Here is a 24,863-nt window from a genome sequence, read left to right as displayed (position 1 = left end):
GCACCTGGACCTGGGTCGAGGCCTGAGCGGCGCCCGCTGCTCGATCAGCAGGAGGGCGCCGCTCAGGCCTCGACCCAGGTCCAGGTGCCGGCCGGGCCGTCGACCGAGACGTCGCCGCCGGAGCGCGTCACGGTGAACACCGTCTCGTCCCCCGTGTCGTGCGCGACGACCCGGACCGGCGTCGCTCCGTCCGGCCCCGGGAACACCCTCAGCTCGAGCCCGTCGAGGTAGTCGTACTCGGCCGAGTCCTGGCGGGCCCCCACCGGGATCACCGCGCCCTCGCGCACGTACAGCGGCAGCGAGTCGAAGCCGTGGACCTCACGACGCCACTCCCCCGTCGAGACGGTCCGCTCGCCCGTCCACCAGCTCGTCCACGTCCCGCGCGGGAGGTAGAACTCGACCGTGCCGTCCTCGGTGAACACCGGAGCGACGAGCAGGTCGCGCCCGAGCAGGTACTGCGTGTCGAGGTGGGCGGCGCTGCGGTCGTCCTCGAACTCGAGCGCCATCGGGCGCATGATCGGGACGCCGGTGCTCGCCGCCTCCGCCCCCGCCGCGAAGAGGTAGGGCATCAGCGAGAGCTTCAGCCGGGTGAAGAGCCGGGTGACCTCCACGGCCTCCTCGTCGAACGCCCACGGCACGCGCACCGAGGAGGATCCGTGCAGCCTCGAGTGCGAGGAGAGCAGGCCGAACGCGAGCCAGCGCTTGAACACTCCGGGATCGGGCGTGCCCTCGAAGCCGCCGATGTCGTGCGCCCAGAAGCCGAACCCGCCCAGCGCGAGCGAGAGGCCTCCGCGCAGGGTCTCGGCCATCGACACGTAGGAAGAGGTGTTGTCCCCGCCCCAGTGCACCGGCAGCGACTGCCCGCCGACCGTGGCGCTGCGGGCGAAGAGGACCGCGCGGCCCTCGCCGAGCTCCTGCTCGAGCACCTCGTGCACCGCGCGGTTGTAGAGCTGGGTGTACCAGTTGTGCATGGCCTCGGGGTCGGTCCCGTCGGCCCAGACGACGCCCTCCGACGGGATCCGCTCGCCGAAGTCGGTCTTGAAGGAGTCGACGCCCTGGCGCACGAGGACGCGGAGCTTCTCCTGGAACCAGGAGGTCGCCTCCGGATTCGTGAAGTCGATCAGCGCCATGCCGGCGACCCACATGTCCCACTGCCAGACGTCGCCGGAGGCCGTTCTGAGCAGGTACCCCTTCTCGCGCCCCTCGGCGAACAGCGGCGACGCCTGCGCGATGTACGGATTGATCCAGACGCAGGTGTGCAGCCCGCGCTCGTGCAGGCGGGCGAGGATCCCCTCGGGGTCCGGGAAGGTGCGCGGGTCCCACTCGAGGTCGGTCCACTGGAACTCGCGCATCCAGAAGCAGTCGAAGTGGAACGCCGACAGCGGCAGCTCCCGCTCCGCGAAGCCGTCGATGAAGGAGTTCACCGTCTCCTCGTCGTAGCTCGTGGTGAAGCTGGTCGTCAGCCAGAGCCCGTAGCTCCAGGCGGGGACGACGGAGGGGCGGCCGGCGAGACCGGTGTAGCGCCGCAGCACGTCCTTCTTCGTCGGGCCCTGGATCACCAGGTACTCCAGCGCCTCGCCACCGACCGAGAACTGCACGCGCTCGACCGCCTCGGAGCCGATCTCGAACGAGACGAGGCCGGGATCGTTGACGAGCACGCCGTAGCCGCGGCTGGAGAGGTAGAACGGGACGTTCTTGTAGGCCTGCTCGGAGGAGGTGCCGCCGTCGGCGTTCCACACGTCCACCGTCTGGCCGTTCTTCACGAAGGGGCCGAAGCGCTCGCCGAGCCCGTAGACCAGCTCGCCGACGCCGAGGTCGAGCTGCTCGTGCAGGTAGGCGGCTCCGTCCGGTCCGGTCAGGTAGCCCTGCGCCTTGTGCCCGGACCCGGTGAGGCGCGTGCCGGTCGAGGTGTCCCAGAACTCCAGCGACCACGGAGCGCCCTGCCTGATCCGGACCTCGAGGTCGCCGGTGCGCAGCACGCCGCCGGACTCCGTCACCTCCGCCGCTCCGACGTCGCCCTCGGCCAGCTCGAAGCCGGGGCGCACCGCCGTCCCGCGCCAGTGCTCGATCCGCACCCGCGCGACCCCCTCGGCCGGCGAGGACACCGTGACCGTGAGCGCCGGCCGGTTGAGGACGTCGCCGCGGCCCTGGATGACCCGGGTCGGGGCGATCACCTCGAGCGAGGTGCCATCGGTGCGGATGTCGTACGCCTCCTGCGCGAACAGGGGCGTGAATCCGGCCCGCGTCTGCCAGAACCCGTCGGTGAACTTCATGGGGGTGCCTTTCGATGGCGCGCCGGCGGATCCCGCGAGGGAGGCGCCGACGGAGGGAGAGAGGGCTACTTGACCGCGCCGGCGGTGATGCCGCGGGTGAGGGTGCGCTGGAAGATCAGGAAGAAGATCAGCGTCGGGAGAAGGCCCAGGAGAGCGCTCGCGCTGGTCGTGGTGACGTCCATGATCTTGTCGCCCTGGAGGCTCGAGATCGCGATCGGGACGGTCTGCGTCGCGTCGCTCACCAGGAAGACCAGCGGGATGAGGAACTCGTTCCAGGTCCAGATGAAGAAGAAGATCATCAGCACCGAGAGGGTGGGCCGCGAGATCGGGACGATCACCCGGGTGAGGACCTGCCACTTCGAGGCGCCGTCGAGAGCCGCGGCCTCGAGGATCTCCTTCGGGAAGGTGCCGTAGACGCTCGAGAGCAGATAGGTGCCGAACGCCGACTGGATGACGGTGAAGATGACGATGACCGACAGCTGGGTGTCGTAGATCCCGACCGCTTTGAACATGTAGTACAGCGGGTAGAGCAGGGCCTCCTGCGGGAGCATGTTCGCCAGCAGGAACAGGACGATGATCCAGCTCCGGCCGCGGACACGGCCGATGCCGATCGCGTAGGCGTTCAGCACCGAGAGGGCGACGGCGAGGATCGCGACCGACCCCGAGATGAGGATCGAGTTGCCGAGCTTCTCGGGGAAGTCGACGCGGCTCCAGAAGGTCGAGAGGCCGTCGAAGGAGAGGCCGGTCGGGAAGGCGAGCGGGCCGTTCGCCGAGTACTCCGCGGGGGTCTTGAAGGAGTTGAGCAGGATCAGCAGCACCGGGCTGATGATCACGAGCCCGATCACCACGGCGACGGCGAGGATGACCCAGTCGCCGAGGGTGCGCTTGGTCGTGCCCTTCGCGGGCTTGGCGGGACGGGAGGACGAGAGGTCCGCGTCCTCCGTGCCGGCCTGGGTGAGGGGCAGGGTCTCGATGGCCGACATCAGCGGGCTCCTTCGCTGCGCTCGACGCGCTCCTGGGCGCGGATGAACAGCACGGCGAGGATCACGATGACGATCGTGAGCGCGGTCGCGATGGTGGCGCCGTAGCCCACCTGCTGCTTCTGGAAGAACTCGGTGTACGAGTAGTAGGAGGGGACGATCGTGGAGTCGCCGGGGCCGCCGCGGGTCAGGGCGTAGATCGGGCCGAAGACCTTCAGCGCGGCGATGGTGCAGGTGAGGGTGACCACGAAGATCTCGGGCCGGATGATCGAGACCGTGATCCAGCGGAAGCGCTGGAACCAGTTCGCCCCGTCGAGCTCCGCCGCCTCGTAGAGCTCGGGGTCCACGCGCTGCAGTGCCGCCATGAAGATGACGACCGGGTAGCCCAGCTGCACCCAGATCATCACGACCATGATCGAGAGCATCGCGGTGTCCGGCTTGCCGAGCCAGTCGTGCGAGAGGGAGCCGAGCCCGACGGCCTCGAGGATCGAGTTCAGCGCGCCGTTGTCGGGGCGGAGGATCCAGCCGATGACGATCGCGGCGATGACGGTCGGCAGGATCTGCGGCAGGTAGTAGGTGGCGCGGAGGAAGCTCGCCAGGCGCCCGCCGAACTTCTTGCCGACGAGATCGAAGAGGATCGCCGCGAGCAGGAGTCCGAGGATCGTGGGGACGATCACCATCGCGATGATCATGTAGACCGAGTTGAGGAACGAGGTCCAGAACTGGTCGTCGCCCATCAGCTCGATCCAGTTGTCGAGGCCGATGAAGATCGGCGGCTTGATGCCGCGCCAGGACGTGAAGCTGATGTAGACGTTCCAGATCAGCGGGATCAGCACGATGAACGTGAAGAGCACGAACCCGGGGATCAGGTAGAGCCAGTAGCCGCCGGAGCGCTTCTCGCGGGGCGGCGTCGTGGGAGGCGGCGCGCTCTCCGCGCGACGAGGTGCTGTCGTCGTCATGGGTACTCCTAGGTCGGACGGGGTCGTGGGTGTGCTGCCGCGGGATGCCGCTCCGGTACGGAGGCGACGGCGTGTCGCGGACCGGAGCGGCATCCCGCGGTGGGGTGGAGGCTCGGCGGTGTTCGTGCGACCCCCTCGAGGGGTCGCCGTCACGTCCTCAGGTCTTCCACGGCCGTTCCGCGCCTGCAGGCGCGGGGCCGGCCGCCGTGGCCGACATCACGTGACGCTTCCGCGTCACGTGATGTCGGCGACTCCGTCGTCGTACTTGGCCTGGAGGTCGGAGAGCATGGCGGACTCGTCGGAGGAGCCGTTGATGAGCTCCTGCGTGGCGGCGACCAGGTCGTCGTAGAAGGTCGCGGTGGGCCAGTCGGGGTAGAAGGAGAGCTGGTCGCCGTCGACGACCGTCTTCCACTGTGAGAGCAGCGCCTTGCTCTTCTCGTCGGTGATGGCGCTCTCGTCGACGACCAGCGGGATGCCTCCGTTGTTGCCGATGAGGTTCTGGATCTCGGGTCGCATCGTGATGTCGATCCACTTGTAGGCGAGATCCTTGTTCTTCGCCGTCTCCGGGATCACCCAGTGGTTGCCGGCGGAGCCCATCGTGAACTCGGCGCCCGGGAAGAGGAACGTGTCCCACTCGAATCCGGTGATCTCGGTCTTGAAGCGGCCGAACCACCAGGAGCCCGAGAAGAAGATCGGGTACTCGCCCGAGATGAACGCCGTGCCCGCGTCCTCCGCCTTCAGCCCGGAGGCGTCGGCCGAGAAGTAGCCCTTGTCGACGTAGGTCTTCAGCTGGTCGGCCGCGTAGCTCCAGGCCGCGTCCTCGAAGTCGACCTCGCCCGTGTAGGTCTGGTAGTCGGTGATCCAGGAGCGGTCGGCCTTCAGCAGCGCGAGCTGGTAGAAGAGCTGCTGCAGCGGGTACTCGGCGCCGGCCTCGGCCAGCGGGGTGATCCCCTTGGCCACGAAGGCGTCGAGGACGGCCGTGAACTCCTCGTAGGTGGTGGGGACCTCGAGGCCGTTCGCGGCGAAGGCGTCCTTGTTGTAGTAGACGAAGGTGAACTCGCCGTAGTTGGGGATGCCGTACCAGGAGCCGGAGCCCATGATCCCGTTCTCGTCGTACTTCGCGGTGGTCTGCAGCGCGCCGGGGATCAGCGAGTCCCAGCCGTAGAACTCGACCGCCTCGTCGAGGTTGGTGAGCAGGCCCTGGCTCGAGAGGAGTCCGCTGGTCGCGTTGCCCTTGTTGTACTCGACGACGTCGGGCGCCGAGTTGGAGTTGAAGATCTGGCTGGCGCCGGTGCGCAGCTGCTCGAAGGCCTTGAACTCGTACGCGATCTCGGCCCCCGTCTCCTGGGTGAAGATGTCGCGGGCGGCGAGCCAGGCGATGCCGCGGTCGCTGTCGGGCGTCTCGAAGTCCCAGAGCGTGAGGGTGCGGCCGGCGCCGTCGACCGTGGTCGAGAGCGCGTCGGAGCCGGCGTCGGAGCCGCCACCGGAGCAGGCGGCCAGCGCGAACATCGCGCTGAGGCCGACTCCGCCGGCGAGGAGGTTGCGCCGGCTGAGACCGGCGGTCGGGCGGTGGAAGGCGGAGCGGGATCGGAGCGACATTGCGGTGGTTCTCCTTCGAACGGTGCGGTGGTGCTGCGGACGTGGTGCAGGGAGCGCTCTCTCGCGGAGGCGCGGTGTCGAAGCGTTTCGACAGTGCGCAGAGCCGGAGCGGGCTGGAAGAGGGTGGAGGACTAGAGGGAGGCCGGCGCGGGAGTGCCGGACGGGACCGCCGGCACCGGAGCGCCGATCGGAGCGACCGCGAGGGATCCGCGGTCGACGTAGGAGGGCGGGAGCAGCTCGACGCCGACGGTGCGGCCGGAGTCGATCTGCTGGAGGGTCCGCGCGACGGCCGCTCGGCACATCGCGTCGAACGGGAGGGGAAGACTGCTGGTGGGGACAGGGAGGGCGCCGCCGTCGTAGCTGGCGCAGGCCGCCAGGATCGACAGGTCGCCCGGGACGGAGAGGCCGCGCTCGAGGACGCGCTCGATCGCCGCCTCCGCCACGGGCTCGTTGCAGTGCAGCACGAGCGCGGTGGGCGGGACGGGTGCGGCGAGGATCGCGTCGATCGCAGCCTGTGCGCTCGGGCGGCCGATGTGCGGGCGCTCGACCGCGATCTCGACTCCGAGCGCTGCGGCCTCGGCGCGGAACGCCTCGTCGAAGCGGCGGACGAAGCCGGCGTTGCGGTCGGTGTAGGACTGCGGATGCTCGAGCAGGCCGAGCGAGCGGTGGCCCAGCTCAGCGAGCCGGCGGACGCTCTGGCGGGCGGCCTCGGCGAAGTCGAGGTCGACGCAGGCGAGATCGTGGGAGTCGGCGGGCACGCCGATGAAGGTGGCGGGGACCCCCGCCGCGCGGATCAGCTCGGCGCGGTCGTCGTCGTCGTCGACGCCCATCAGGACGATGCCGTCGACGAGCGAGGAGGAGGAGACGCGCCCGATGCCGCTGGAGGCCTCGTCGGTGACGAGCAGCAGGACGTCGTAGTCCGACTCCCGGGCGCGCTCGAGCACCTCGGTGACGAAGCGCATGTGGGTCGGCAGGTGCAGCTCGCCGCGCATCGGCGCGGAGAGGGCGAGGATGTGGGTCCGCGCCCCTGCGAGCATCCGGGCTCCCGCGTGGGGCCGGTAGCCGAGCTGGCGCACCGCGTCGTCGACGCGCTGCCGGGTGGAGGCGGCGATCGAGCGCTTGCCGGAGAGGGCGTAGGAGACGGTGCTGATCGAGACTCCGGCAGCGCGGGCCACGTCGTGGATGGTCGCCATGGCTCCTCCTGCCGGACGTCGTCGTCGGTCGCGGTCGGGCTTCGAAGCGCTTCGACCAGTCGTGCTGGAGCGACTGTACGCACAGTCGAAGCGCTTGCGCAAGCGGTCCTCGCGACGACCTCCCCGGGCGCCGGCCCGCTCCGCGAGCGGTTCCGCGGCTCGGCGGGCGGCACCCGCGAGAGGCCGGAGGGCGACGCGCCGGGCCTTCCGCTCGTTGCGCCTCCCGACCCTCACGGGATATGTTGGGCCCAACAACAATTCGGCGACGTCGCCGGAAAGGATTCGGATCCCATGTCCCTGACCCCCACCCGCGCCGACAAGTTCTCCTTCGGCCTCTGGACCATCGGCTACAACGGGACGGACCCGTTCGGCGGCCCGACCCGCGAGCCGCTCGACGTCGTCCACGCGGTCGAGAAGCTCGACGAGCTCGGCGCCTACGGCCTCACCTTCCACGACGACGACCTGTTCGCCTTCGGCTCCACCGACGCCGAGCGCCAGACCCAGATCGACCGCCTCAAGGGCGCGCTGGAGTCCACCGGCCTCATCGTGCCGATGGTCACCACCAACCTCTTCAGCGCCCCGGTCTTCAAGGACGGCGGCTTCACCTCGAACGACCGCGACGTCCGCCGCTTCGCGCTGCGCAAGGTCCTCCGCAACATCGACCTCGCCGCCGAGCTGGGCGCGAAGACCTTCGTCATGTGGGGCGGCCGCGAGGGCGCCGAGTACGACTCCGCCAAGGACATCCGCGCCGCGCTCGAGCGCTACCGCGAGGCCGTCAACCTGCTCGGCGACTACGTCACCGACAAGGGCTACGACATCCGCTTCGCCATCGAGCCCAAGCCGAACGAGCCCCGCGGCGACATCCTGCTGCCGACGCTCGGCCACGCGATCGCGTTCATCGACTCCCTCGAGCGCCCCGAGCTCGTCGGCGTGAACCCCGAGGTCGGCCACGAGCAGATGGCGGGCCTGAACTTCACCGCCGGCATCGCCCAGGCGCTGTACCACGGCAAGCTCTTCCACATCGACCTCAACGGCCAGCGCGGCATCAAGTACGACCAGGACCTGGTCTTCGGCCACGGCGACCTGCACAACGCGTTCTCGCTCGTCGACCTCCTCGAGAACGGCGGCCCCGGCGGCGTCCCGGCCTACGACGGCCCGCGCCACTTCGACTACAAGCCCTCGCGCACCGAGGACGAGACCGGAGTCTGGGACTCGGCCGCCGCGAACATGCGCACCTACCTGCTGCTCAAGGAGCGCGCCGCGGCCTTCCGCGCCGACCCCGAGGTGCAGGAGGCGCTGGCCGCCGCCAAGGTCGCCGAGCTCTCCACCCCGACGCTGAACGAGGGCGAGTCGTACGACGACCTGCTCGCGGACACCGCCTCGTACGAGTCGTTCGACGCCGACGCCTACCTCGGCGGCAAGGGCTTCGGCTTCGTGCGCCTGCAGCAGCTGGCCACCGAGCACCTGCTCGGCGCCCGCGGCTGACCCGCACCCTCTGAGCCCGCGGTCAGCCGCGGGACGACCTGAGACGGACGAGATCCCCTGCACCGGCACGGGATCTCGTCCGTTCTCCTGCATCCGGCCCGATTCCGCACCGGACGCCCGAAACCGAACCCCCAACGAAAGAGGACAGCGATGACGCTCGTCGCAGGGATCGACTCGTCGACCCAGAGCTGCAAGGTGGTCGTCCGCGACCTCGACACCGGCGCCGTGGTGCGCACCGGCCGGGCGAGCCACCCGGACGGCACCGAGGTCGATCCGGCCGCGTGGTGGGAGGCGCTGCAGCTCGCCCTCGCCGACGCCGGCGGGCTCGACGACGTCGCCGCGATCTCGGTCGGCGGCCAGCAGCACGGCATGGTCGTCCTCGACGAGAGCGGCGCCGTCATCCGCCCCGCTCTGCTCTGGAACGACACCCGCAGCGCGCCCGCCGCCGCCGCGCTCATCGAGGAGCTCGGAGCCGGGGCCTGGGCGGAGCGGACCGGATCGGTGCCGGTCGCCTCCTTCACCGCCACCAAGCTCCGCTGGCTGCGCGACGCCGAGCCCGAGAACGCCGCCCGTGTCGCCGCCGTCGCGCTCCCCCACGACTGGCTGACCTGGCGCCTGCTCGGCTACGGCCCCGACTCCGCCCGTGGTCCGCAGCTCGACGCGCTCACGACCGACCGGTCCGACGCGTCCGGCACCTCGTACTGGGGAGCGGACGGCTACGACCTCGACCTGCTCGAGCGCGCCCTCGGCCACCGCCCGCTGCTCCCCCGCGTGCTCGGCCCCTCGGAGGAGGCGGGCCGCACCGAGAGCGGACTCGTCGTCGGCCCCGGCGCGGGCGACAACGCGGGCGCCGCGCTCGGCCTCGGCGCCGGCCCCGGCGACGTGGTCGTCAGCATCGGCACGAGCGGCACCGTCTTCGCCGTCACGGACGACCCGGTGCGCGACGCCTCCGGGACCGTCGCCGGCTTCGCCGATGCGAGCGGGCGCTTCCTGCCGCTGGTCGCGACGCTCAACGCGGCGCGCGCGCTGGCCTCGACCGCGACCCTGCTCGGCAGCGACTTCGACGAGTTCGCCGCACTGGCGCTCGAGGCGGAGCCGGGTGCCGACGGCCTCGTGCTGGTCCCCTACTTCGAGGGCGAGCGCACGCCGAACCTGCCGGACGCGACCGCGAGCCTGCACGGTATGACCATCGCCTCGACCACGCGCCCGAACCTCGCCCGCGCGGCGATCGAGGGCATGCTCTGCGGACTGGCCGACGGCCTCGACGCCGTTCGCGCGCAGGGAGTGGAGGCGCGGCGCATCCTCCTCATCGGCGGAGCCGCGCAGAACCGCGCCGTGCAGCTCGCTGCCTCGCAGGTGTTCGACGTGCCCGTGCAGGTGCCGACGCCCGGCGAGTACGTGGCCGACGGTGCCGCCGTGCAGGCTGCCTGGGCGCTGACCGGATCGCGTCCGACGTGGACCGTCACCTCGGTGGCCGAGCCCGCGCCGGACCACCGCCCTGTGATCCGCGAGCAGTACGCGGCCGCCCGCGCCTGAGAATCCGGCCCCGGCCCTCATCCAGAGCCGGGGCCGCGCCGCAAGCCCCAGTGGACGGGGAGCGGAATCGCGCTACTCTCATTACTCAGCCAGCTGACTAATGGAGGAGCGACATGACCGCCACACGAACCCCCGACCGCGCCGACCGGATCCGCCAGGTCGTCGTCGCCGTGAGCGCGGTGCTCGCCCTCATCGGCTCGTTCATCGGCTCGGGCGCCGCGGGCGGCACGCAGATCCAGAACGCGGCCGGCGGCGCCCTGACCGCGTCCTCGACCCCCATCGCTCCCGACGGCCCCGCCTTCGCGATCTGGAGCGTCATCTACACCGGCCTCATCGCCTACGCGATCTGGCAGTTCCTGCCCTCGCAGACCGCCCGCACCCGCCACCGCCGGCTGGGCTACTGGGCCGCCGCCAGCCTCCTCCTGAACGCCGCGTGGATCCTGGTCGTCCAGGCCGGCTTCCTGACGCTCAGCGTCGTCGTGATCGCCCTGCTGCTCGCCGTGCTCGCGCGCATCTTCGTGATCCTGCGGACCACCCGGTCGGCCGGAGTGGTCGACGCGATCGTGACGGACGGCACCTTCGGGCTCTACCTCGGCTGGGTGTGCGTGGCCACGGCCGCGAACGTCACCGCCGGGCTCGTCGGCGCGGGAGTCGGCAGCGCGGACGGTCCGGGCGCCGCGGTCTGGGCGGTCGTCGTCCTCGCCGTCGCCGCGCTCGTCGGACTCCTGATCGCGGTCACCGGCCGCGGCCGCATCGCCCCGATGCTCTCGCTCGTCTGGGGACTCTCCTGGGTCGCCGTCGGCCGCTTCGCCGGCGAGCTCGTCTCGGTCCCCGCCGGGATCGCCGCGCTGGTCGCCGCCGCCGTGGTGCTGGTGGTCACCCTCCTCGTCCGCGCCACCGCGGGACGCCGGGTCAGCGCCGCCTGACCCCTGCGCGACGAAGGCCGAGAGGCCGGGACAGCCCTGGTCCGGGGCCGCCCGGCCTCTCGGCCTTCGTCGTGGTGGCGGATCAGGTGATCAGCGTGTCGACGTACTCCCGGTTCTCGTCCATCCACGCGGCGAGGGCTGCGGAGCGGTCGTCGGCCCCGTCGTTGAACAGCGCGTTCTCGAGCGAGTAGAGCGTCTTCGAGTCCATCCGGAAGTCGCGGATCCAGTGGCTCATCGTCGGGTAGTCCGCGTCGAACGCGGCCGAGCCGAAGGAGTGGATGCCCTCCGCCTGCCCGAGCAGGCCCTTCGGGTCCTCGAGGTCCTTGACCGGGAAGGCGTCATAGGCCCAGTGCGGGCGCCAGAGCGTGACGGCGATGTTCTCGCCCGCGGCGGTCGCGCTCGAGAGCTCCTGGAGCATGGCCGGCGTCGACGAGGTGAGGTAGTCCATCCCCTCCAGGCCGTAGCCGGGGATGACGTCCTCGGTCGTCGTCTTGTTGAGACCGGAGCCGGGCTCGATGCCGATCAGGCGGTTGCCGACGACGCCCGGGTCGGCGGCGAGCTCCTCGAGGGAGTCGATCGGGGCGTCCTCGTTGACCGCGATGGTCAGCTTCGCCTCGTCGTTCCATGCGCCCAGGTCGACGATCGAGTCGCCGTACTGCTCGACGTACCGGGCGTGGGTGAGCGGCAGCCAGGTGTCGAGGGCGAGGTCGTAGTCGCCGGTCGAGAGGCCCTGGAAGCCGGGGGCGACGTCGGCGTTCTGCAGGGTCACGTCGTAGCCCTCCTCCTCGAGCACCGCCTCCCACAGAGCGGAGACGGCGATCCCCTCGTCCCAGCCCTGGAACACGGCGACGGTCACGTCGGTGCGGTCGCCGTTGTCGACGGAGGCGGCGGTGGCGGGAGAGGCGAGGGTCGCGGCCCCGAGGGACGCGACCAGGCCGATCGAGACGACGCCGACGGCCGAGCGGGTCGCCACGACGGCGCGGCGGTTCTTCGCCCGGGCGACTCTCGCCGGCGAGGGCGAGCCCAGCGCGCCGGTCATCCGGTCGAGGACGACCGCGAGGATCACGACGGAGATGCCCGCCTCGAAGCCGAGCGCGACATCGATCCGGTTGAGGCTCGCGACGACGTCGCCGCCCAGCCCTCCGGCGCCGACCATGCCCGCGATGACGACCATCGAGAGCGAGAGCATGATGACCTGGTTGAGGCCCGCCAGGATCGAGGGCAGCGCCAGCGGCAGCTGGATCTGGCGGAGGATCCGCCACTTCGAGGAGCCGAACGACTCCCCCGCCTCGACGAGCTCCGGGTCGACGCCGCGGATGCCCAGCTCGGTGAGCCGGACGCCCGGCGCCATCGCGAACACGATGGTCGCGACGATGCCCGGCACCACTCCGACCCGGAACAGGATCAGCGCGGGGATCAGGTAGACGAAGGCCGGCATCGTCTGCATCAGGTCGAGCACGGGCCGGATGACCGCGGAGGCCGTGCGGTTGCGCGCGGCGAGCACGCCCAGCGGCACGCTCAGCGCGATGGCGATCACGGAGGCGACGAGCACCAGCGCGAGGGAGTCCATCGCGTTCTCCCACTGGTCGACCCCCACGATCAGCAGGAGCCCCACGGCGGTGCCGGCCGCGAAGACCCAGCCGCGGACGGCGTAGGCCAGTACGGCGAGGAAGGCGACGATCACCCAGAAGGGCGGTGTCGCGAGGACGAGGTCGACGCCGGAGTAGAGGGCGCCGAAGACGGTGCGCAGCAGGTCGAAGACCGGCTGGAAGGTCTGCGTGAGGACATCGACGGCACCCTCGGCGAGGGCGCCGAGCGGGAGGCGGAATCCGAGATCGGTCATCGTGCACCTCCGTCCGCCGCGAGGACGGCGTCGTCGACGGGGCCTCCGGTCGCGTGCAGGGTCGCGGTGACGACCTCGGTCGAGACGGTGGCGGGCGGCTCGATCACCGGGTGCTCGCCGGTGCGGGCGGGCACGTTGCCGAGCGCCGCGAGCAGGGTCACCCGCGGGATCGCTCCGAGCAGACGCCCGTCGGCGTCGACCACGGCGACCGGCAGCGCCGACTCGACGGCGGGCTCGATGACCTCGCTGAGGGCGGTGTCCGGACCGACGGTGACGACGTCGGAGGTGAGGACCGCCGAGAGGTCGCCGGTGCTCCGGCGCACCTGCTCGATCACGTCGCGGTCGCGGACCGTGCCCAGCAGGCGTCGTCCGCCGCCGACCACGAACGCGGCCGAGGTCTGCAGGTCGCGCATGCTCCTCAGCGCGGCGCGGGGACCGGCCGCGAGGGTGACCACGGAGCGGGCGGGCTCCATCACGGCGGAGGCGGTGAGCACGCGGGCGCGGTCGACGTCCTGCACGAACTGGGCGACGTAGTCGTTCGCCGGGTCGGTGAGGATCTCCTCCGGGGTGCCGATCTGGACGATGCGGCCGTCGCGCATCACCGCGATGCGGTCGCCGAGGAACATGGCCTCGTTGAGGTCGTGCGTGATGAAGACGATGGTCTTGCCGAGCTCGTGCTGCAGCTCGATCAGCTGCTCCTGCATCTCGCGGCGGATCAGCGGGTCGAGTGCCGAGAACGCCTCGTCCATCAGCACGATGTCGGTGTCGGCGGCGAGCGCCCGGGCGAGGCCGACGCGCTGGCGCATGCCGCCGGAGAGCTCGTCGGGCATCTTCTCGTGCCAGCCGGCGAGACCGGCGCGCTCGACCGCGAGCAGGGCCCGCTCGCGGCGCTCGGCCGCGGGGACGCCCTGGATCTCGAGCGGGTACGCGACGTTGTCGAGCACGGTGCGGTGCGGGAGGAGCGCGAAGTGCTGGAACACCATCGACACCGACGAGCGGCGCACGCGGCGCAGCTCCGCCTCGGAGACGCCGGTGATGGTGGAGCCCTCGATCAGGACCTCGCCCGCGGAGGGCTCCTGGAGCCCGTTCAGCATGCGGATCAGGGTGGACTTCCCGGAGCCGGAGAGGCCCATCACGACGAAGATCTCGCCGCGGCGCACGGTGAAGGACGCGTCGATCACCGCGGCCGTGCCGAGTCCGGCGAGCTCGCCGCGGTCGGCGCCCTCGCCCAGTCGGCGGACGACCTCGTCGGGCTTCCGGCCGAACACCTTGAAGAGGTGGCGGGCCTCGAGAGCGGGGGTCGCGGGATCGGCGCCCGCCTCGCTCCGGGGCTCGCTGATGATCTGCTGGTTCTGGTGCACGTACACTCCGTCGGCGCGCTGGGACGACGCCCTGCGCTCATCTCGTGGTGCCGGGTCGGGAGCGTGGGACAGCCGTGCGTCGAGCCTCCGCGTGCGTCCCGCCGCTCAGCGCGGCAGGGGGTGGAGGCGAGAGCGTCCGAGGCGGCCTCGGGGCCGCCTCCACTCCCGTTGACCGTACGATCGCGGCGCGTCCTGGGGGACGCCGTGCGAGCGCGGACCGGTTCATCGGGGCCCGTGAGGACCGCCGACCACGGTAGCCGCGGAGCCGCCGAGGGGCAAACGTCGGACAATTGCGGGGGCGGGTCCAGGGGTGGTGATGAAGCGATCGGCGCGAGCGGATGTGCTGGTCGAAGCTGGTTTCCGGAGTGTTGCGCGATCGTTACCGTGATGGCGCGGCCGGCGGCGCTCGTTCCGGCCGGTCTCCATCCGCCGCTGCTCGACCGGCGAGGAGGCCCCGCAGCTCAGACGGTGGTCTCGCCCGCCGGGCCCGAGGGGGCCGCCGCGCCGACTCCACTGACGGGCTCGCCCTGCCAGGACACGAGCGTCCACGCGTCTCCCGAGCCCTCGAGGACGACGACGCCGGTGTTGTCGAGCAGGTGGTCGGCGATGAAGCGCGCATCGAGGTCGAGGGAGCGCAGACCCGCCCAGCAGCGGATGGCCGCGCCGTGGCTGACCAGCGCGACGACCTCGTGCCCGAGCGCCTCCGCCTCCGCCACCACCGCGTCGTAGCGCGCCGCGAACTCGTCGCCCGTCTCGCCGCCCGCCAGCCGGATCGACGTCTCGCCGCCGGCCCAGCGGAAGACCGTGCCCATGTACTCCTCGACCGCCGCGTCGTCGCCGCGCATCTCGAGCCCCGCGGCCGCGACCTCGCGGATGCCGTCGCGCTCCATCGGCTCGAGCCCGAGGGCCGCGGCGAGAGGGGCGGCCGTCTCGTGGGTGCGGACCATCGTCGAGACGAGCAGCGCGCCGATCCCCTCGCCGGCGAGCCGACCGGGCAGTGCCGCGGCCTGGGTGCGGCCGAGGTCGGTGAGCCCGGGTCCGGGGATGCGGGTGTCGAGGAGCCCGGCGACGTTGGAGGGGGTCTGGCCGTGGCGGATCAGGAGGAGGCGCATCCGCCCACGCTAACCGCGGAGGCTGGGCTTCCGGGGCGCGCGGTCGCGCTCGCTCCCGCCGTTGTGCGGCGAGTGCGGCGCTGTCACGATGTGCGGGGACGCTCCCGGACCGGGAGCCGCAGACGGACGGGACGGGCGGACATGGCCTCCGAAGACGGTTTCTCGAAGGACGAGCGCGCGGCGATGAAGCAGCGCGCGGCCGAGCTGCGGGCGGAGGCGAAGCGGCAGAAGAGCGCCGACAAGGCCGATGCCGACCGCAGGGACGCGGAGGCCGCGATCGTCGCGATGACCGACGAGGAGCGGCCGATCGCCCAGATGCTGCACGACGTCGTCGGCGAGACCGCTCCCGACCTCCTCCCGAAGACCTGGTACGGCTTCCCCGCCTACGCGCGCTCCGACGGCAAGGCGATCGTCTTCTTCCAGCCCGGCGCGAAGTTCGGCACGCGCTACTCGACCCTCGGCTTCCAGGACGGCGCGCAGCTCGACGACGGCACGATCTGGCCGACCGCCTACGCGCTCGTCTCTGCCGACGCCGAGACGCGCGCCGCCGTCACCGAGCTGGTCCGCCGCGCGGCCGGGGCCTGATCCCGTGGCGCACGTCTACGACGAGATCGACGAGAGCCTCTCCTCCTGGATCCACGAGCAGCCGATGTGGTTCGTCGCCACCGCGCCCCTCGCCGCGGACGGGCACGTCAACATGTCGCCGCGCGGCCACGACCCGTTCTCGATCCTCGGCCCGCGGCGGGTCGGCTGGGTCGACTACACGGGCAGCGGAGTCGAGACGATCGCGCACCTGCGCGAGAACGGGCGCGTGTGCTTGATGTCCGCGTCGTTCGGATCGCGTCCGCGCATCGTCCGCCTGCACGGCACCGGCTCCGTGCACCTGCCCGGTTCGGAGGCGTTCACCGAGGTCGCGGAGCAGCACCCCGAGCACCCGAGCACCCGCGCGGTCGTCACCGTCGAGCTCACCCGCATCAGCGACGCGTGCGGCTGGGGCGTGCCGGTGATGGAGCCGGTCGGCGAGCGCGACCTGCTCCTCCTCCAGGCCGAGAAGAAGGGCCCCGACGGCATGGCCGAGTACCGCGCCACGCGGAACGCGGTCAGCATCGACGTGCTGCCGGGCTACCCGTTGGACTGAGCGGGCGGGACGCGGCCGCAGCGCGGCGCGCACGAGCACGCCGACCAGCTCGAGCAGGGTCTCAGTGACCACGGCGAGCGGGTTCGACCCGGTCGGGCGGGAGTCGACGGAGAACCGGGTCTTCGTCATTCGTCAAGTCCTCGACCGCTGACCGCCGCTCAGCACGACCAGACGTGCATCACGGTCCGTCTCCCGTTCGGGAACCCCGGGTCGATCGACGTGTTCGTCGTCGGTGCGGGTCTGAAGCGGGCGCTCCTCGCGGGGTCGATGACCGGCGGCCTCGTCGACGGGTACACCGCCGCCGTCTCAGGGAGATCGCACAGCGCGACGGGACCGGTTCGCGGAAGCACGCACGAGGACGGTTCGCACACGTCCCCAGGGGACGTACTCCTGGGACCAGTAGTCGGCCCGGATCCTCAGGAGGGGCCCTTCGACGGTGGAAGCCACCGTGATGGAGCGAGGGTCCCGGAGGGTTCCCGCGACGCGTGTCTGCGGGGTCGTTCCGAGCTCGCTCGACAACTGCTCGGGAGTCGTCGCCTCGGGCGGGACGACCGAGAGCAGCAGCCGGCATCCACCGGAGGCGCATTCGACGGTCTCGCTGACGAGCTCGCTCCCCTGCGGAAGGTCGATGGCCGAGGCCGCTGGCCGCGCTGGTGAGGCTCATCCACGGGTCGGGACGAGAGCGAGCTCCGGGGAGCTCCGGCCGATCCCAGGAGGGGCGGACGTGGAGCGCGACTGAGGCCTGCTCGATCGACGGTCGGATCGGACGGCGTCCCTACCATCGGCCCCGCAGAGATCCCCTGGCCGATCCGCCCGCCGCTACCCCCGCTCGTCGACGGCCCGGATCGAGAACAGCTCCTGCGGGGTGCAGTCGAGCGCGTCGCAGATGAGCGTCAGCGTCGTGAAGCGGATCGCGCGGGCGCGGTTGTTCTTGAGGATGGAGAGGTTCGCCATCGTGATGCCGGTGCGGGCAGAGAGGGCGGTGAGGGTCACGCCGCGCTCGGCCAGCACTGCTCCGAGGTGGCAGTCGATCCGGTGCCTCTCGTCGTCGGCGGGCTCAGACAACGCCGTCGACGTCCCGTTCGAGCTTCGCGCCGGCGCGGAACGCCGCCGTCAGGGCGAGGGCCACCACTCCGGCGAGCAGGACGGGGACGGGCCACTGCGGCAGGTTCGTCCCGATGGCCTGGTAGTCGCCGCCGAGGAAGGCATCGCGCTGCTCGTCGGTCACCCGGCCGGCGGCGAACAGCAGGCCGATGCCGGAGCTGAGGTACAGGCCCGCCGCGGTGTCGGCGAGGCCCTGCGCCACTCCTCCGATCAGCAGGGCGAGGCTCAGACGGCGCCAGTTCGCGAGGACGAAGGGGTCGAACGGGCGTCCGGCCGCGATGCCGCGGAGGACCCGCAGGAGGAAGACCGTGGCGAGGACGATGGTGACCGCCTGGAGGAGGCTCGGCAGCGCACCGAGCAGGCGGAGGGAGAGAGCGGCGTCGGCGAGCGTGGGCGCGGTGCCCTCGCGCGGCTCGGCCTGCAGCAGCTGCGGGAGGCTCCGGAGCGGGAGGCGGCCGTCCGCTCCCCCGAAGACCAGCAGGGTGCGCCCGGTGGTGACCGTCCAGGTCTGCAGGAGCGCGGTGAGCACGGAGAAGACCGCGACGATGAGCAGGACCGCTCTCGCCACCCGGAACACGCGCGGACGCTCCCGGACCGGTCCGCTGGAGATGACACTCGTCATGGCGCGCTCCTTATCGATCGTCGATGTTATCGAGTATCGATACTACGCACGCCGGTCCGCCGATGTCGACCCGCGGAGCCCCACCGACCACGGAGACGGCGGGAGGGGTGGTTGCCCGCGGCGAGGAGCCCGATCTAGCGTGGAGGGATGTCGGATGCGAGGGAGCGCGCCGCCCGGTACCGGGCCGGCGCCGCGGGCGAGGAGGAGTCGGAGCAGCCCGCCCTGCCCGAGGATCCGCTCGAGCGGGCCGCGTTCGTCGAGACGGCGATCCAGCTCGCGATCCGCCGCGGCGACTTCGACGACCTGCCGGGATCGGGGAAGCCGCTCCCGGACCTGGGCGCGGCCCACGACCCGGACTGGTGGATCCGTCGCAAGATCGAGCGCGAGAACCTCACCGGGATCGGCCCGGCCGCCTTCCTCCTCCGCGCCGAGGACCGCGCGCTCGACGAGCGCCTCGACCGCCTGCACCGCGAGGAGGAGGTGCGCGCCGAGCTCGCCGACTTCAACACGCGGGTGATCGAGGCGCGCCGCCAGCTGCTGGGCGGGCCGCCCGTCGTCACCCCGCTCCGGGACGTCGACGAGGAGGTCGCCGCCTGGTCGCAGCGGCGCGCCGATCGCGCCGCCGCGGCCGAGGCCCGGGCGGCCGCCGAGCCGGAGCGGTCCCGCCGCTGGTGGTCGCGGCGGCGCTGACGTCCCCGGAAACCGGACAGACCTGCCCCTCCCACTGGGGTCCCGCCCCGGGAAACCGGGCGGGAGCGCGCCTCCGAATCATGCGTGCACATCAAGTCGACCGGAGTCCGCATGCTCACCGCCACCACCCCCGCACGCCTCCCGAGGGCCCGCCCCTCGACCCTCGCCGCGCCGCCGCTCGCGCTGCTCGAACCCGACTCGGACCGGATGCTCGTCATCCGCGCCGCGGAGGGCGACGACCGCGCGTTCGCCACCATCGTCCGCCGCTACACCGGTCTGCTCCGCGCGACGGCCGCCCGCACCCTCCGCAGCAGCGCCGCCGTCGACGACGTGGTGCAGGAGACGTTCCTCGCGGCGTGGACCCACGTGGACAGCGTGATCGACGGCGAGACCATCGCCGGCTGGCTCGTCACGACCGCGCGCCGCCGCAGCGTCGACCGGCTCCGCTCCAGCGTCTCGCGGCTGCGAGCCGAGCTGGACGACGAGTTCCCCGCCTCCGCCGCCGACGACCCGGAGCACGCCGCGCACTGCGGATCGCTCGCCGCCGACGCCAACCGGGTGCTCGCCGCGATGCCCCCGGCCCAGCGCCGCTGCTGGGAGCTGCGCCAGCTGGAGCAGTGCAGCTACGACGCGATCGCGCACGAGCTGGGGCTCACGACCTCGACCGTCCGCGGACTGCTCGCCCGCGCCCGCGGGACCCTCCGCACGGAGCTCGCCCACTGGCGCTGATCCGCGCTGCGGATCTCGGCGCAGGCGACCAGGCGGGGGCCTTCAGCGGAGGAGGACCGGCCCCGCGCCGATCCGCACCCGGAACAGCGAGTACGGGTACGTCCGCAGATCCGTGCCGCCCTGGTAGTCGGCCTGGCGGTGCAGCTGGTTCGCGGTGACGTACAGGTGCTCGTCCGTCGCGATCGACATGGTGTCGGGCCAGAGCAGCCGCTCGTCGTGCACGATCGTCTCCATCGTGCCGTCGGTGCGACGGCGGACGATCGCGTTGTTCTCGTAGCTCGTGGCGTAGAAGCGGCCCAGCGCATCCGTCTCGAGGCCGTCCGCTCCCCCGCCCTTGTCGCCCTCGTCGACGACGGTCGCCGCGACGTCCTCGTCCGGCACCGACCGGTCGACCAGGGCCGCCGTCGCCACGCTGAACCAGCGGCGGGAGGCGAGAGGGCAGTACCAGAGGCGCTCGCCGTCGGCCGAGATCGCGATGCCGTCGGCGCCCATCGTCACCGGCTGAGGGTCGCCGTCGGCCGGGCGCTTCATCAGCACGCGGCCCTCGGCCATCGGCACGAGCTCCGGAGGAGTGAGCGCCTTCGTGCTCGGGTGGTCGTGCAGGCGGCGCCAGGCGGTCCCCGCCTCGAGGTCGACGACGATGATCCCGTTCGGGCTGGAGTCGGCCGAGTCGGTGATGTAGGCGATGCCGCGCCGCAGATCGAAGCGCACGTCGTTGAGGTAGGTGGTCGGCAGGGCGACGTCCGGCTCGAGGAGGATCACCTGCTCGACGGTGTCGGTCGCCAGGTCGACGCGGACGAGCTTGGGGCCGCCCTTCTTCGTCGGCTCGAACATCGGGCTGCCGGTGTCGAGGATCCAGAGCCGGTCGGCCGGATCGACGACGATGCTCTGCACCGAGACGAGGGCGCCGGCGTCGTCGATTCCCGACGGCGTGTTCCAGGCCTCGTCCGGGTAGGGCACCGCCGCTCCGTCGACCAGCTCCACGACCGTGGCCGGGACCTCGTCTCCCCACTTCGGGAAGTTCACGAAGATCCGCCCGGTGTGCGAGACGCTGACGCCGGTGGGCATCGGCCCGCTGGTGAAGGCGTGCACGAGCTCCAGCTCGCCGAGCGGCTCGTCGACCGGGCGCGTGCCGCGGGTCTCGTCGGTCGGTCCCCAGAATCCCATGGTGCTCTCGCTGTCCTCCCGCCGGCGCGGGCTCGTGGCGGTCTCGGTGCCGATCGGGTGCGGAGTCGGTGCCCGCCGCGACCGGTGCTCCTCATCCTGCGCGTCGGCGCCGGTCGGCGGGGAGGAGGTGGCGGACGAGGCGGCGAGCGCCTAGCATCCGGCCGCCGCGGGCGACCCGGGAGCCGCGACCGAGGAGGCGGAGGAGGGCCGGCCCGCGTCCGACTTCGGCACGGCCTTCGCGAAGGGGCTCAGCATCGGGACGCGGCAGTGCCCGGTGGAGCGGGTCGCCTCGGCGGCCGCTCCCGCCGCCCGCAGCGCACCGCCCCCCGCCGTCGCGCTCACCCGTTGGTCGGCGGGTCGACGGACCGCTGATCCGCCGGCCGTCCGCTTCCGGACATGACCGCTAGAGGGCGTTGCCACTGCGGCCGCTCACCTGCCACGGTCGCAGAGCGACCGACGACGGTCCACCGATCAGAAGGACCGAGGCCCGCACATGGACGACTCCTCTTCGACCGAGACCAGCACGAGCGAGATGACGCCCGAGGTGCTGGCCGCGTTCAGCGACGCCTGGACCCGCCACGACCTCGAATCGCTGATGAGTCACATGACCGACGACTGCGTGTACGGCGCGTCCGTCGGCCCCGAGCCCGGCCGCACCTGGACGGGCAAGGAGCAGGTCCGCGAGGGATTCGCGCTCATGCTCGCCTTCGACACCGGACAGGAGCGACACGAGGAGGGGGCTCCCCTCATCGCCGGGACGCGCGGCGCGGCCACCTGGTCCTTCACCGGGACCGGCCCCGACGGCCGACCCCAGGTCACGCGGGGCTGCGACATCTACGAGTTCCGCGGCGGGAGGATCGCCCGCAAGGACGCGTTCCGGAAGGTCTACCGGGCGGACGAGGAGTAGTCCGCGCCGGCCTCCCTCGCGCAGCGGAGCCGGAGCGGCGTCCTCGTACCGGGTGGCCGCGCGCCTCCCCGATCGCGCAGACTGGATCGATGGCAGCGGCGTCGGCACCGGTCGGATGGGGACGTCTGCCTGCCGTGTCGTGGCTGATGGTGCGCGCCTTCACGCGGCACCGCGTCCTCGCCGTCCTGGCCTTCCCGACGGCGCTGCTCTCGCTCACGCCCTCCGTGATCCGCCGCGCCGCCCACGAGACGGCCGACCGGAACGGACTGGTCGTGTTCGGGCGCTACCGGCCGGTCGCCGACGCCCTGGTGAGCATCGCCGTCACCGTCCCGGTCGTCCTGCTGGCCGTGGTGGCGGCCGTGTGGGTCGCGCTCTCGGGGCTGCTCGGCGCGGTCCTGGTCCTCGCGGCGCTCCTCGGCGGAGCCGTGGGGGCGGGGGCCCTGCTGGTCGGGACCCCCCTCACCGCGGCCGTCGGCGCAGAGACGCCTCCGGGGAGGCGGTGGACGGTGATGGCGCTCTCGCAGCGCCCAGGGACCCGCCTGTCGGCGCTGATCGCGACGAGGGAGCTGCTGGCCACGGTCCCCGCGGGAGGCGTCGTCGTGGCCGTGGCCGGCGACGAGCGGCTGGCGGACAGCTACTCGCGCCTCGGCTTCTCCCGGGGACAGGGCCTGCGGGTCTTCCAGCAGGTCTGAGGGGCACCTCATCGCCGGACGGAGGCCACCGGCGGCTCGATACGGTGGGGATCGTGCAGTGCGGCTGAGGCCTTCCCGATCCCCGTCGCTCCGGCCCGCTCCCTCCGGCCCGCTCCCTCCGGCCCGCTCGGGCGCGATCGAAAGGCTCCCCGTGTCCGCACTCCTCCCTCTGCAGGGCAGGACCGCGTGCAGGGCAGGACCGCGCTCGTCACCGGCGTCTCGCGGCGACGCGGCATCGGATTCGCCGTCGCCTCGAAGCTCGCGTCGCTCGGCGCGCACCTCGTCGTCCACCACCACCGCCCCCACGACCTCGACCTCCCCTGGGGAGGGGACGACCTCGACGCGGTGAGGTCCGAGCTGCGCGCGCACCTCACGGAGGGCGCGCGGTTCGCCGACGTCGACGTGGACCTGGCCGACCCCTCCACCGTCCCCGGCCTGATCGCCACCGCCGCCGATCTGACCGGGAGCCTGGACGTCCTCGTCTGCAATCACGCGAAGAGCGGCGACGACGGCAGCATCCTCGACATGACGCCCGAGCGGCTCACCGCGTTCTGGGACGTGAACACCCGCTCCACTCTCCTGCTCACCGCGGAGTTCGCGCGGCTCCGGGCACCGCGCAGCGACGGACCCCGCCGGCCCGGCGACCGGATCGTCGGGGCCGGGCCCTACGCCCGGGCGCAGGGGCACGTGTTCTGGATGACGTCCGGCCAGATCCACGGGGCGATGCGCGGAGAGGTCGCCTACGCCGCGAGCAAGGCGGCGCTCGCCGGCGTCACCGCCACGGTCGCCGCCGAGCTCCTGGAGCTCGGGATCGTGCTCAACACGATCGATCCCGGTCCGGTGAACACGGGATACCTGGACCCGGAGACCACCGACCGGTCGCTCGAGGACCTCGAGGAGTACGTCGCGACCACGCCCTTCGGCCGGGTCGGCGCGCCGGCGGACCCCGCGGAGCTGATCGCATGGCTGGCCACGTCGGCGGGCAGCTGGGTCGTCGGGCAGGTGCTCACGACCGACGGCGGGTTCAGCCTGTGACCGGAGCGGCGGCGAGCCGTCCGGCGCCGACGACCGGCGCGGCCGGGCCCGGGGATGATGGGCCCATGGGAACTCGTGGGGCCGGAGTGCTGTGGGTGGTGAGCGCGCTCGCCTATGTGGGAGCGGAGGCGGTCGCCGCGTCCGCGTTCCCGGGCTACAGCTACGCACGGAACTACATCAGCGATCTCGGCGTGCCCGAGGTGGGCGTGTTCCAGGGGCGCGCGATCGACTCGCCGCTGCACGCGGTGATGAACGCCGGATTCCTCCTGCAGGGGGCGCTCTACCTCGCCGCCGCCGTCACGACCGTGCGGGCGGCGCGGGGCGGATCGCGGGGGCTGTTCCTCTCCCTCGCCGTGGTCTACGCCGTGGGCATCGCCGTGGTGGGCCTCGTGCACGGGAGCAGCGCCAGTGCGCAGAACGGGATCGGCGGCCTGCACGTGGTCGGCGCTGCGATGGCGATCGTCGGCGGCAACGCGGCCTCGATCGTCGCCGGTGCCGCGGCCCGGCGCGGCCGCGCCCCGTGGGCGCTCGGGACGGTCGGGATCGTACTCGGCGCGGTCGGCCTGCTCGCGCTGCTGATGCTGCAGGTCGACACCCGCGTGCCCGGCGTCGATCTGCTGCCCGACCGCGTCTGGGAGCGCGCCTCCGTCTACGCCGTCACGGCCTGGCAGCTCGCGACCGGCCTGCGGCTGCTCCGGCGCCCGGACGCGCCGCGGCGCCCGCTGCCTCCTCAGACCGCGGGCAGCGGCGCGCAGGTGCGCAGCGCCGTGCACCGGCTCTTCCAGCTCGGGATCCGGATCCCGGAGGCCCTCTCGGTCGTCGTGTTCGACGACAACTCTTGGAGCGAGCTGGTCACCCCGCCGCTCAGCGTCGTCCGCCAGCCGATCGACATGCTCGCCCGTCACCGCGTCGAGCTCGTCCTCGCCCGCATGCAGGGCCGCCTCCCCGAGGCCCCGCAGCACATCGAGGTGCAGGCCGACCTCGTCATCCGCTCCAGCTGCGCCGCACCCCCGCGGCGCTGATCCCCCTCCCCCCTCCGAAAGGCACGCCATGTCCGATCCCGTCGTCGTCACCGCGATCTTCACTCCCGCCGAGGGGCAGCGCGACGCGCTCGTCGCCGCCCTCTCCACCGCCATCGCGGAGGTGCACGAGGAGGAGGGCTGCGAGCTCTACGCGATCCACGACTCGCCCGACGGCACCATCGTCATGCTGGAGAAGTGGACGAGCGGCGACCTGCTCGACGCGCACGGCGCCGGCGAGCCGGTCGTCCGCCTCAACGCGGCGATCCGCGGACTCGTCGCCCATCCTCCCGTCGTGACGCGGCTCGTCCCGATCCCGGCCGGCACCTCGCAGCAGGGCGAGCTCTAGCACCCGGGGGCGGGGCCGCTCCGGATCCGGATCGCGCGCCTCCCGCCGGAAATGCGCGCGAAACAGCGGAGGCCTACGGTCGGGAGCGACCCCGCCGCCCCCGGGTGCTAGAGCTCGCCCTGCTGCGAGGTGCCGGCCGGGATC

General features: G+C 72.2%; 24 protein-coding genes. 12 read left to right on the top strand and 12 right to left on the bottom strand.

Annotation, left to right across the window (positions count from 1 at the left end; genetic code table 11):
- Nucleotides 1-62: 62 nt before the first annotated feature.
- From yicI to C5B93_RS16035, 5 genes are all read right to left on the bottom strand, one after another.
- A complete protein-coding gene (yicI, locus tag C5B93_RS16055; protein ID WP_104292928.1) occupies nucleotides 63-2,273 on the bottom strand; it encodes an alpha-xylosidase in 2,211 nt (736 codons plus the stop codon).
- A 65-nt stretch (nucleotides 2,274-2,338) separates the two neighbouring features.
- Entirely contained in the window at nucleotides 2,339-3,256 is a 918-nt protein-coding gene (locus tag C5B93_RS16050; RefSeq protein WP_104227354.1) for a carbohydrate ABC transporter permease, read from the bottom strand.
- Nucleotides 3,256-4,212 carry a carbohydrate ABC transporter permease gene (locus tag C5B93_RS16045; protein WP_104224874.1) on the bottom strand — a complete coding sequence of 319 codons (957 nt, stop codon included), beginning with the start codon at nucleotides 4,210-4,212 and terminating at the stop codon, nucleotides 3,256-3,258. The genes C5B93_RS16050 and C5B93_RS16045 overlap by 1 nt, the downstream gene beginning before the upstream one ends.
- 234 nt (nucleotides 4,213-4,446) lie before the next feature.
- The gene (locus C5B93_RS16040; RefSeq protein ID WP_258063530.1) at nucleotides 4,447-5,811 is read right to left on the bottom strand and encodes an ABC transporter substrate-binding protein; all 1,365 of its coding nucleotides are present in this window, start codon (nucleotides 5,809-5,811) and stop codon (nucleotides 4,447-4,449) included.
- 131 nt (nucleotides 5,812-5,942) lie between these two features.
- Entirely contained in the window at nucleotides 5,943-7,004 is a 1,062-nt protein-coding gene (locus C5B93_RS16035; protein WP_104292927.1) for a LacI family DNA-binding transcriptional regulator, read from the bottom strand.
- 291 nt (nucleotides 7,005-7,295) lie between these two features.
- On the opposite strand from C5B93_RS16035, the gene xylA reads away from it, so the two are divergent.
- The 3 genes from xylA to C5B93_RS16020 all read left to right on the top strand — a co-directional run bounded on the left by xylA (nucleotide 7,296) and on the right by C5B93_RS16020 (nucleotide 10,951).
- Nucleotides 7,296-8,489 carry a xylose isomerase gene (xylA, locus tag C5B93_RS16030; protein ID WP_104224876.1) on the top strand — a complete coding sequence of 398 codons (1,194 nt, stop codon included), beginning with the start codon at nucleotides 7,296-7,298 and terminating at the stop codon, nucleotides 8,487-8,489.
- Between the two features lie 150 nt (nucleotides 8,490-8,639).
- The gene (gene xylB, locus C5B93_RS16025; protein WP_104292926.1) at nucleotides 8,640-10,025 is read left to right on the top strand and encodes a xylulokinase; all 1,386 of its coding nucleotides are present in this window, start codon (nucleotides 8,640-8,642) and stop codon (nucleotides 10,023-10,025) included.
- Between the two features lie 113 nt (nucleotides 10,026-10,138).
- Nucleotides 10,139-10,951, top strand: coding sequence for a tryptophan-rich sensory protein (locus C5B93_RS16020; protein ID WP_104224878.1), 813 nt, complete (start codon nucleotides 10,139-10,141; stop codon nucleotides 10,949-10,951).
- Nucleotides 10,952-11,033: 82 nt separating this feature from the next.
- Here C5B93_RS16020 and C5B93_RS17845 read toward each other — a convergent pair whose 3' ends face one another.
- From C5B93_RS17845 to C5B93_RS16005, 3 genes are all read right to left on the bottom strand, one after another.
- The gene (locus C5B93_RS17845; RefSeq protein WP_104292925.1) at nucleotides 11,034-12,794 is read right to left on the bottom strand and encodes an ABC transporter permease/substrate binding protein; all 1,761 of its coding nucleotides are present in this window, start codon (nucleotides 12,792-12,794) and stop codon (nucleotides 11,034-11,036) included.
- Nucleotides 12,791-14,155 carry a glycine betaine/L-proline ABC transporter ATP-binding protein gene (locus C5B93_RS16010; protein ID WP_374952941.1) on the bottom strand — a complete coding sequence of 455 codons (1,365 nt, stop codon included), beginning with the start codon at nucleotides 14,153-14,155 and terminating at the stop codon, nucleotides 12,791-12,793. The genes C5B93_RS17845 and C5B93_RS16010 overlap by 4 nt, the downstream gene beginning before the upstream one ends.
- Before the next feature lie 461 nt (nucleotides 14,156-14,616).
- Nucleotides 14,617-15,267, bottom strand: coding sequence for a histidine phosphatase family protein (locus tag C5B93_RS16005; RefSeq protein WP_104292924.1), 651 nt, complete (start codon nucleotides 15,265-15,267; stop codon nucleotides 14,617-14,619).
- A gap of 141 nt (nucleotides 15,268-15,408) precedes the next feature.
- Here C5B93_RS16005 and C5B93_RS16000 point away from each other — a divergent pair, with 141 nt between their 5' ends.
- Both C5B93_RS16000 and C5B93_RS15995 read left to right on the top strand, forming a co-directional pair.
- Nucleotides 15,409-15,852: a hypothetical protein gene (locus tag C5B93_RS16000; protein ID WP_104292923.1), complete on the top strand. Its 444-nt coding sequence runs from the start codon at nucleotides 15,409-15,411 to the stop codon at nucleotides 15,850-15,852.
- A 4-nt stretch (nucleotides 15,853-15,856) separates the two neighbouring features.
- Nucleotides 15,857-16,405 carry a pyridoxamine 5'-phosphate oxidase family protein gene (locus tag C5B93_RS15995; RefSeq protein WP_104292922.1) on the top strand — a complete coding sequence of 183 codons (549 nt, stop codon included), beginning with the start codon at nucleotides 15,857-15,859 and terminating at the stop codon, nucleotides 16,403-16,405.
- A gap of 819 nt (nucleotides 16,406-17,224) precedes the next feature.
- Here the strand turns inward: C5B93_RS15995 and C5B93_RS15990 are convergent.
- Nucleotides 17,225-17,470 (bottom strand): helix-turn-helix transcriptional regulator, encoded by a 246-nt coding sequence (locus tag C5B93_RS15990; protein WP_104224883.1) that lies wholly within the window; start codon nucleotides 17,468-17,470, stop codon nucleotides 17,225-17,227.
- Nucleotides 17,463-18,131 carry a hypothetical protein gene (locus tag C5B93_RS15985; RefSeq protein WP_104283916.1) on the bottom strand — a complete coding sequence of 223 codons (669 nt, stop codon included), beginning with the start codon at nucleotides 18,129-18,131 and terminating at the stop codon, nucleotides 17,463-17,465. Before C5B93_RS15985 ends, C5B93_RS15990 begins: the two co-directional genes overlap by 8 nt.
- Nucleotides 18,132-18,278: 147 nt before the next feature.
- Here C5B93_RS15985 and C5B93_RS15980 point away from each other — a divergent pair, with 147 nt between their 5' ends.
- Entirely contained in the window at nucleotides 18,279-18,821 is a 543-nt protein-coding gene (locus C5B93_RS15980) for a DUF1992 domain-containing protein (RefSeq protein WP_104283917.1), read from the top strand.
- Between the two features lie 84 nt (nucleotides 18,822-18,905).
- Nucleotides 18,906-19,550: an RNA polymerase sigma factor gene (locus C5B93_RS15975; RefSeq protein WP_104292921.1), complete on the top strand. Its 645-nt coding sequence runs from the start codon at nucleotides 18,906-18,908 to the stop codon at nucleotides 19,548-19,550.
- Between the two features lie 42 nt (nucleotides 19,551-19,592).
- On the opposite strand, the gene C5B93_RS15970 is transcribed toward C5B93_RS15975, so the two are convergent.
- Both C5B93_RS15970 and C5B93_RS17050 read right to left on the bottom strand, forming a co-directional pair.
- Nucleotides 19,593-20,717 (bottom strand): L-dopachrome tautomerase-related protein, encoded by a 1,125-nt coding sequence (locus tag C5B93_RS15970; RefSeq protein ID WP_104292920.1) that lies wholly within the window; start codon nucleotides 20,715-20,717, stop codon nucleotides 19,593-19,595.
- Nucleotides 20,718-20,867: 150 nt separating this feature from the next.
- On the bottom strand, nucleotides 20,868-21,059 hold the full coding sequence (locus tag C5B93_RS17050; protein ID WP_146078529.1) for a hypothetical protein: 192 nt from the start codon (nucleotides 21,057-21,059) through the stop codon (nucleotides 20,868-20,870).
- Between the two features lie 151 nt (nucleotides 21,060-21,210).
- Here C5B93_RS17050 and C5B93_RS15965 point away from each other — a divergent pair, with 151 nt between their 5' ends.
- The 5 genes from C5B93_RS15965 (at nucleotide 21,211) to C5B93_RS15945 (ending at nucleotide 24,719) form a co-directional block, all read left to right on the top strand.
- Nucleotides 21,211-21,624, top strand: coding sequence for a nuclear transport factor 2 family protein (locus C5B93_RS15965; RefSeq protein ID WP_104292919.1), 414 nt, complete (start codon nucleotides 21,211-21,213; stop codon nucleotides 21,622-21,624).
- Nucleotides 21,625-21,713: 89 nt separating this feature from the next.
- Nucleotides 21,714-22,316 (top strand): hypothetical protein, encoded by a 603-nt coding sequence (locus tag C5B93_RS15960; protein WP_146078528.1) that lies wholly within the window; start codon nucleotides 21,714-21,716, stop codon nucleotides 22,314-22,316.
- Between the two features lie 186 nt (nucleotides 22,317-22,502).
- A complete protein-coding gene (locus tag C5B93_RS15955; protein ID WP_104292917.1) occupies nucleotides 22,503-23,351 on the top strand; it encodes an SDR family oxidoreductase in 849 nt (282 codons plus the stop codon).
- A gap of 65 nt (nucleotides 23,352-23,416) precedes the next feature.
- The gene (locus C5B93_RS15950) at nucleotides 23,417-24,373 is read left to right on the top strand and encodes a substrate-binding domain-containing protein (RefSeq protein WP_258068252.1); all 957 of its coding nucleotides are present in this window, start codon (nucleotides 23,417-23,419) and stop codon (nucleotides 24,371-24,373) included.
- Between the two features lie 28 nt (nucleotides 24,374-24,401).
- The gene (locus C5B93_RS15945; RefSeq protein ID WP_104224889.1) at nucleotides 24,402-24,719 is read left to right on the top strand and encodes a putative quinol monooxygenase; all 318 of its coding nucleotides are present in this window, start codon (nucleotides 24,402-24,404) and stop codon (nucleotides 24,717-24,719) included.
- The last annotated feature ends 144 nt before the right edge of the window (nucleotides 24,720-24,863 follow it).

This window comes from Rathayibacter sp. AY1A2, assembly GCF_002930935.1.
GTDB lineage: Bacteria > Actinomycetota > Actinomycetes > Actinomycetales > Microbacteriaceae > Rathayibacter.
Note: the sequence above shows the minus strand (reverse complement) of the source record. Positions and strands in the feature narration are given on the sequence as shown.

Bases quoted from the DNA above. Each gene is read 5' to 3' on its own strand.
- yicI (WP_104292928.1), bottom strand. From the start codon at position 2,273: ATGAAGTTCACCGACGGGTTCTGGCAGACGCGGGCCGGATTCACGCCC.
- C5B93_RS16050 (WP_104227354.1), bottom strand. From the start codon at position 3,256: ATGTCGGCCATCGAGACCCTGCCCCTCACCCAGGCCGGCACGGAGGAC.
- C5B93_RS16045 (WP_104224874.1), bottom strand. From the start codon at position 4,212: ATGACGACGACAGCACCTCGTCGCGCGGAGAGCGCGCCGCCTCCCACG.
- C5B93_RS16040 (WP_258063530.1), bottom strand. From the start codon at position 5,811: ATGTCGCTCCGATCCCGCTCCGCCTTCCACCGCCCGACCGCCGGTCTC.
- C5B93_RS16035 (WP_104292927.1), bottom strand. From the start codon at position 7,004: ATGGCGACCATCCACGACGTGGCCCGCGCTGCCGGAGTCTCGATCAGC.
- xylA (WP_104224876.1), top strand. From the start codon at position 7,296: ATGTCCCTGACCCCCACCCGCGCCGACAAGTTCTCCTTCGGCCTCTGG.
- xylB (WP_104292926.1), top strand. From the start codon at position 8,640: ATGACGCTCGTCGCAGGGATCGACTCGTCGACCCAGAGCTGCAAGGTG.
- C5B93_RS16020 (WP_104224878.1), top strand. From the start codon at position 10,139: ATGACCGCCACACGAACCCCCGACCGCGCCGACCGGATCCGCCAGGTC.
- C5B93_RS17845 (WP_104292925.1), bottom strand. From the start codon at position 12,794: ATGACCGATCTCGGATTCCGCCTCCCGCTCGGCGCCCTCGCCGAGGGT.
- C5B93_RS16005 (WP_104292924.1), bottom strand. From the start codon at position 15,267: ATGCGCCTCCTCCTGATCCGCCACGGCCAGACCCCCTCCAACGTCGCC.
- C5B93_RS16000 (WP_104292923.1), top strand. From the start codon at position 15,409: ATGGCCTCCGAAGACGGTTTCTCGAAGGACGAGCGCGCGGCGATGAAG.
- C5B93_RS15985 (WP_104283916.1), bottom strand. From the start codon at position 18,131: ATGACGAGTGTCATCTCCAGCGGACCGGTCCGGGAGCGTCCGCGCGTG.
- C5B93_RS15980 (WP_104283917.1), top strand. From the start codon at position 18,279: ATGTCGGATGCGAGGGAGCGCGCCGCCCGGTACCGGGCCGGCGCCGCG.
- C5B93_RS15970 (WP_104292920.1), bottom strand. From the start codon at position 20,717: ATGGGATTCTGGGGACCGACCGACGAGACCCGCGGCACGCGCCCGGTC.
- C5B93_RS15965 (WP_104292919.1), top strand. From the start codon at position 21,211: ATGGACGACTCCTCTTCGACCGAGACCAGCACGAGCGAGATGACGCCC.
- C5B93_RS15960 (WP_146078528.1), top strand. From the start codon at position 21,714: ATGGCAGCGGCGTCGGCACCGGTCGGATGGGGACGTCTGCCTGCCGTG.
- C5B93_RS15950 (WP_258068252.1), top strand. From the start codon at position 23,417: ATGGGAACTCGTGGGGCCGGAGTGCTGTGGGTGGTGAGCGCGCTCGCC.
- C5B93_RS15945 (WP_104224889.1), top strand. From the start codon at position 24,402: ATGTCCGATCCCGTCGTCGTCACCGCGATCTTCACTCCCGCCGAGGGG.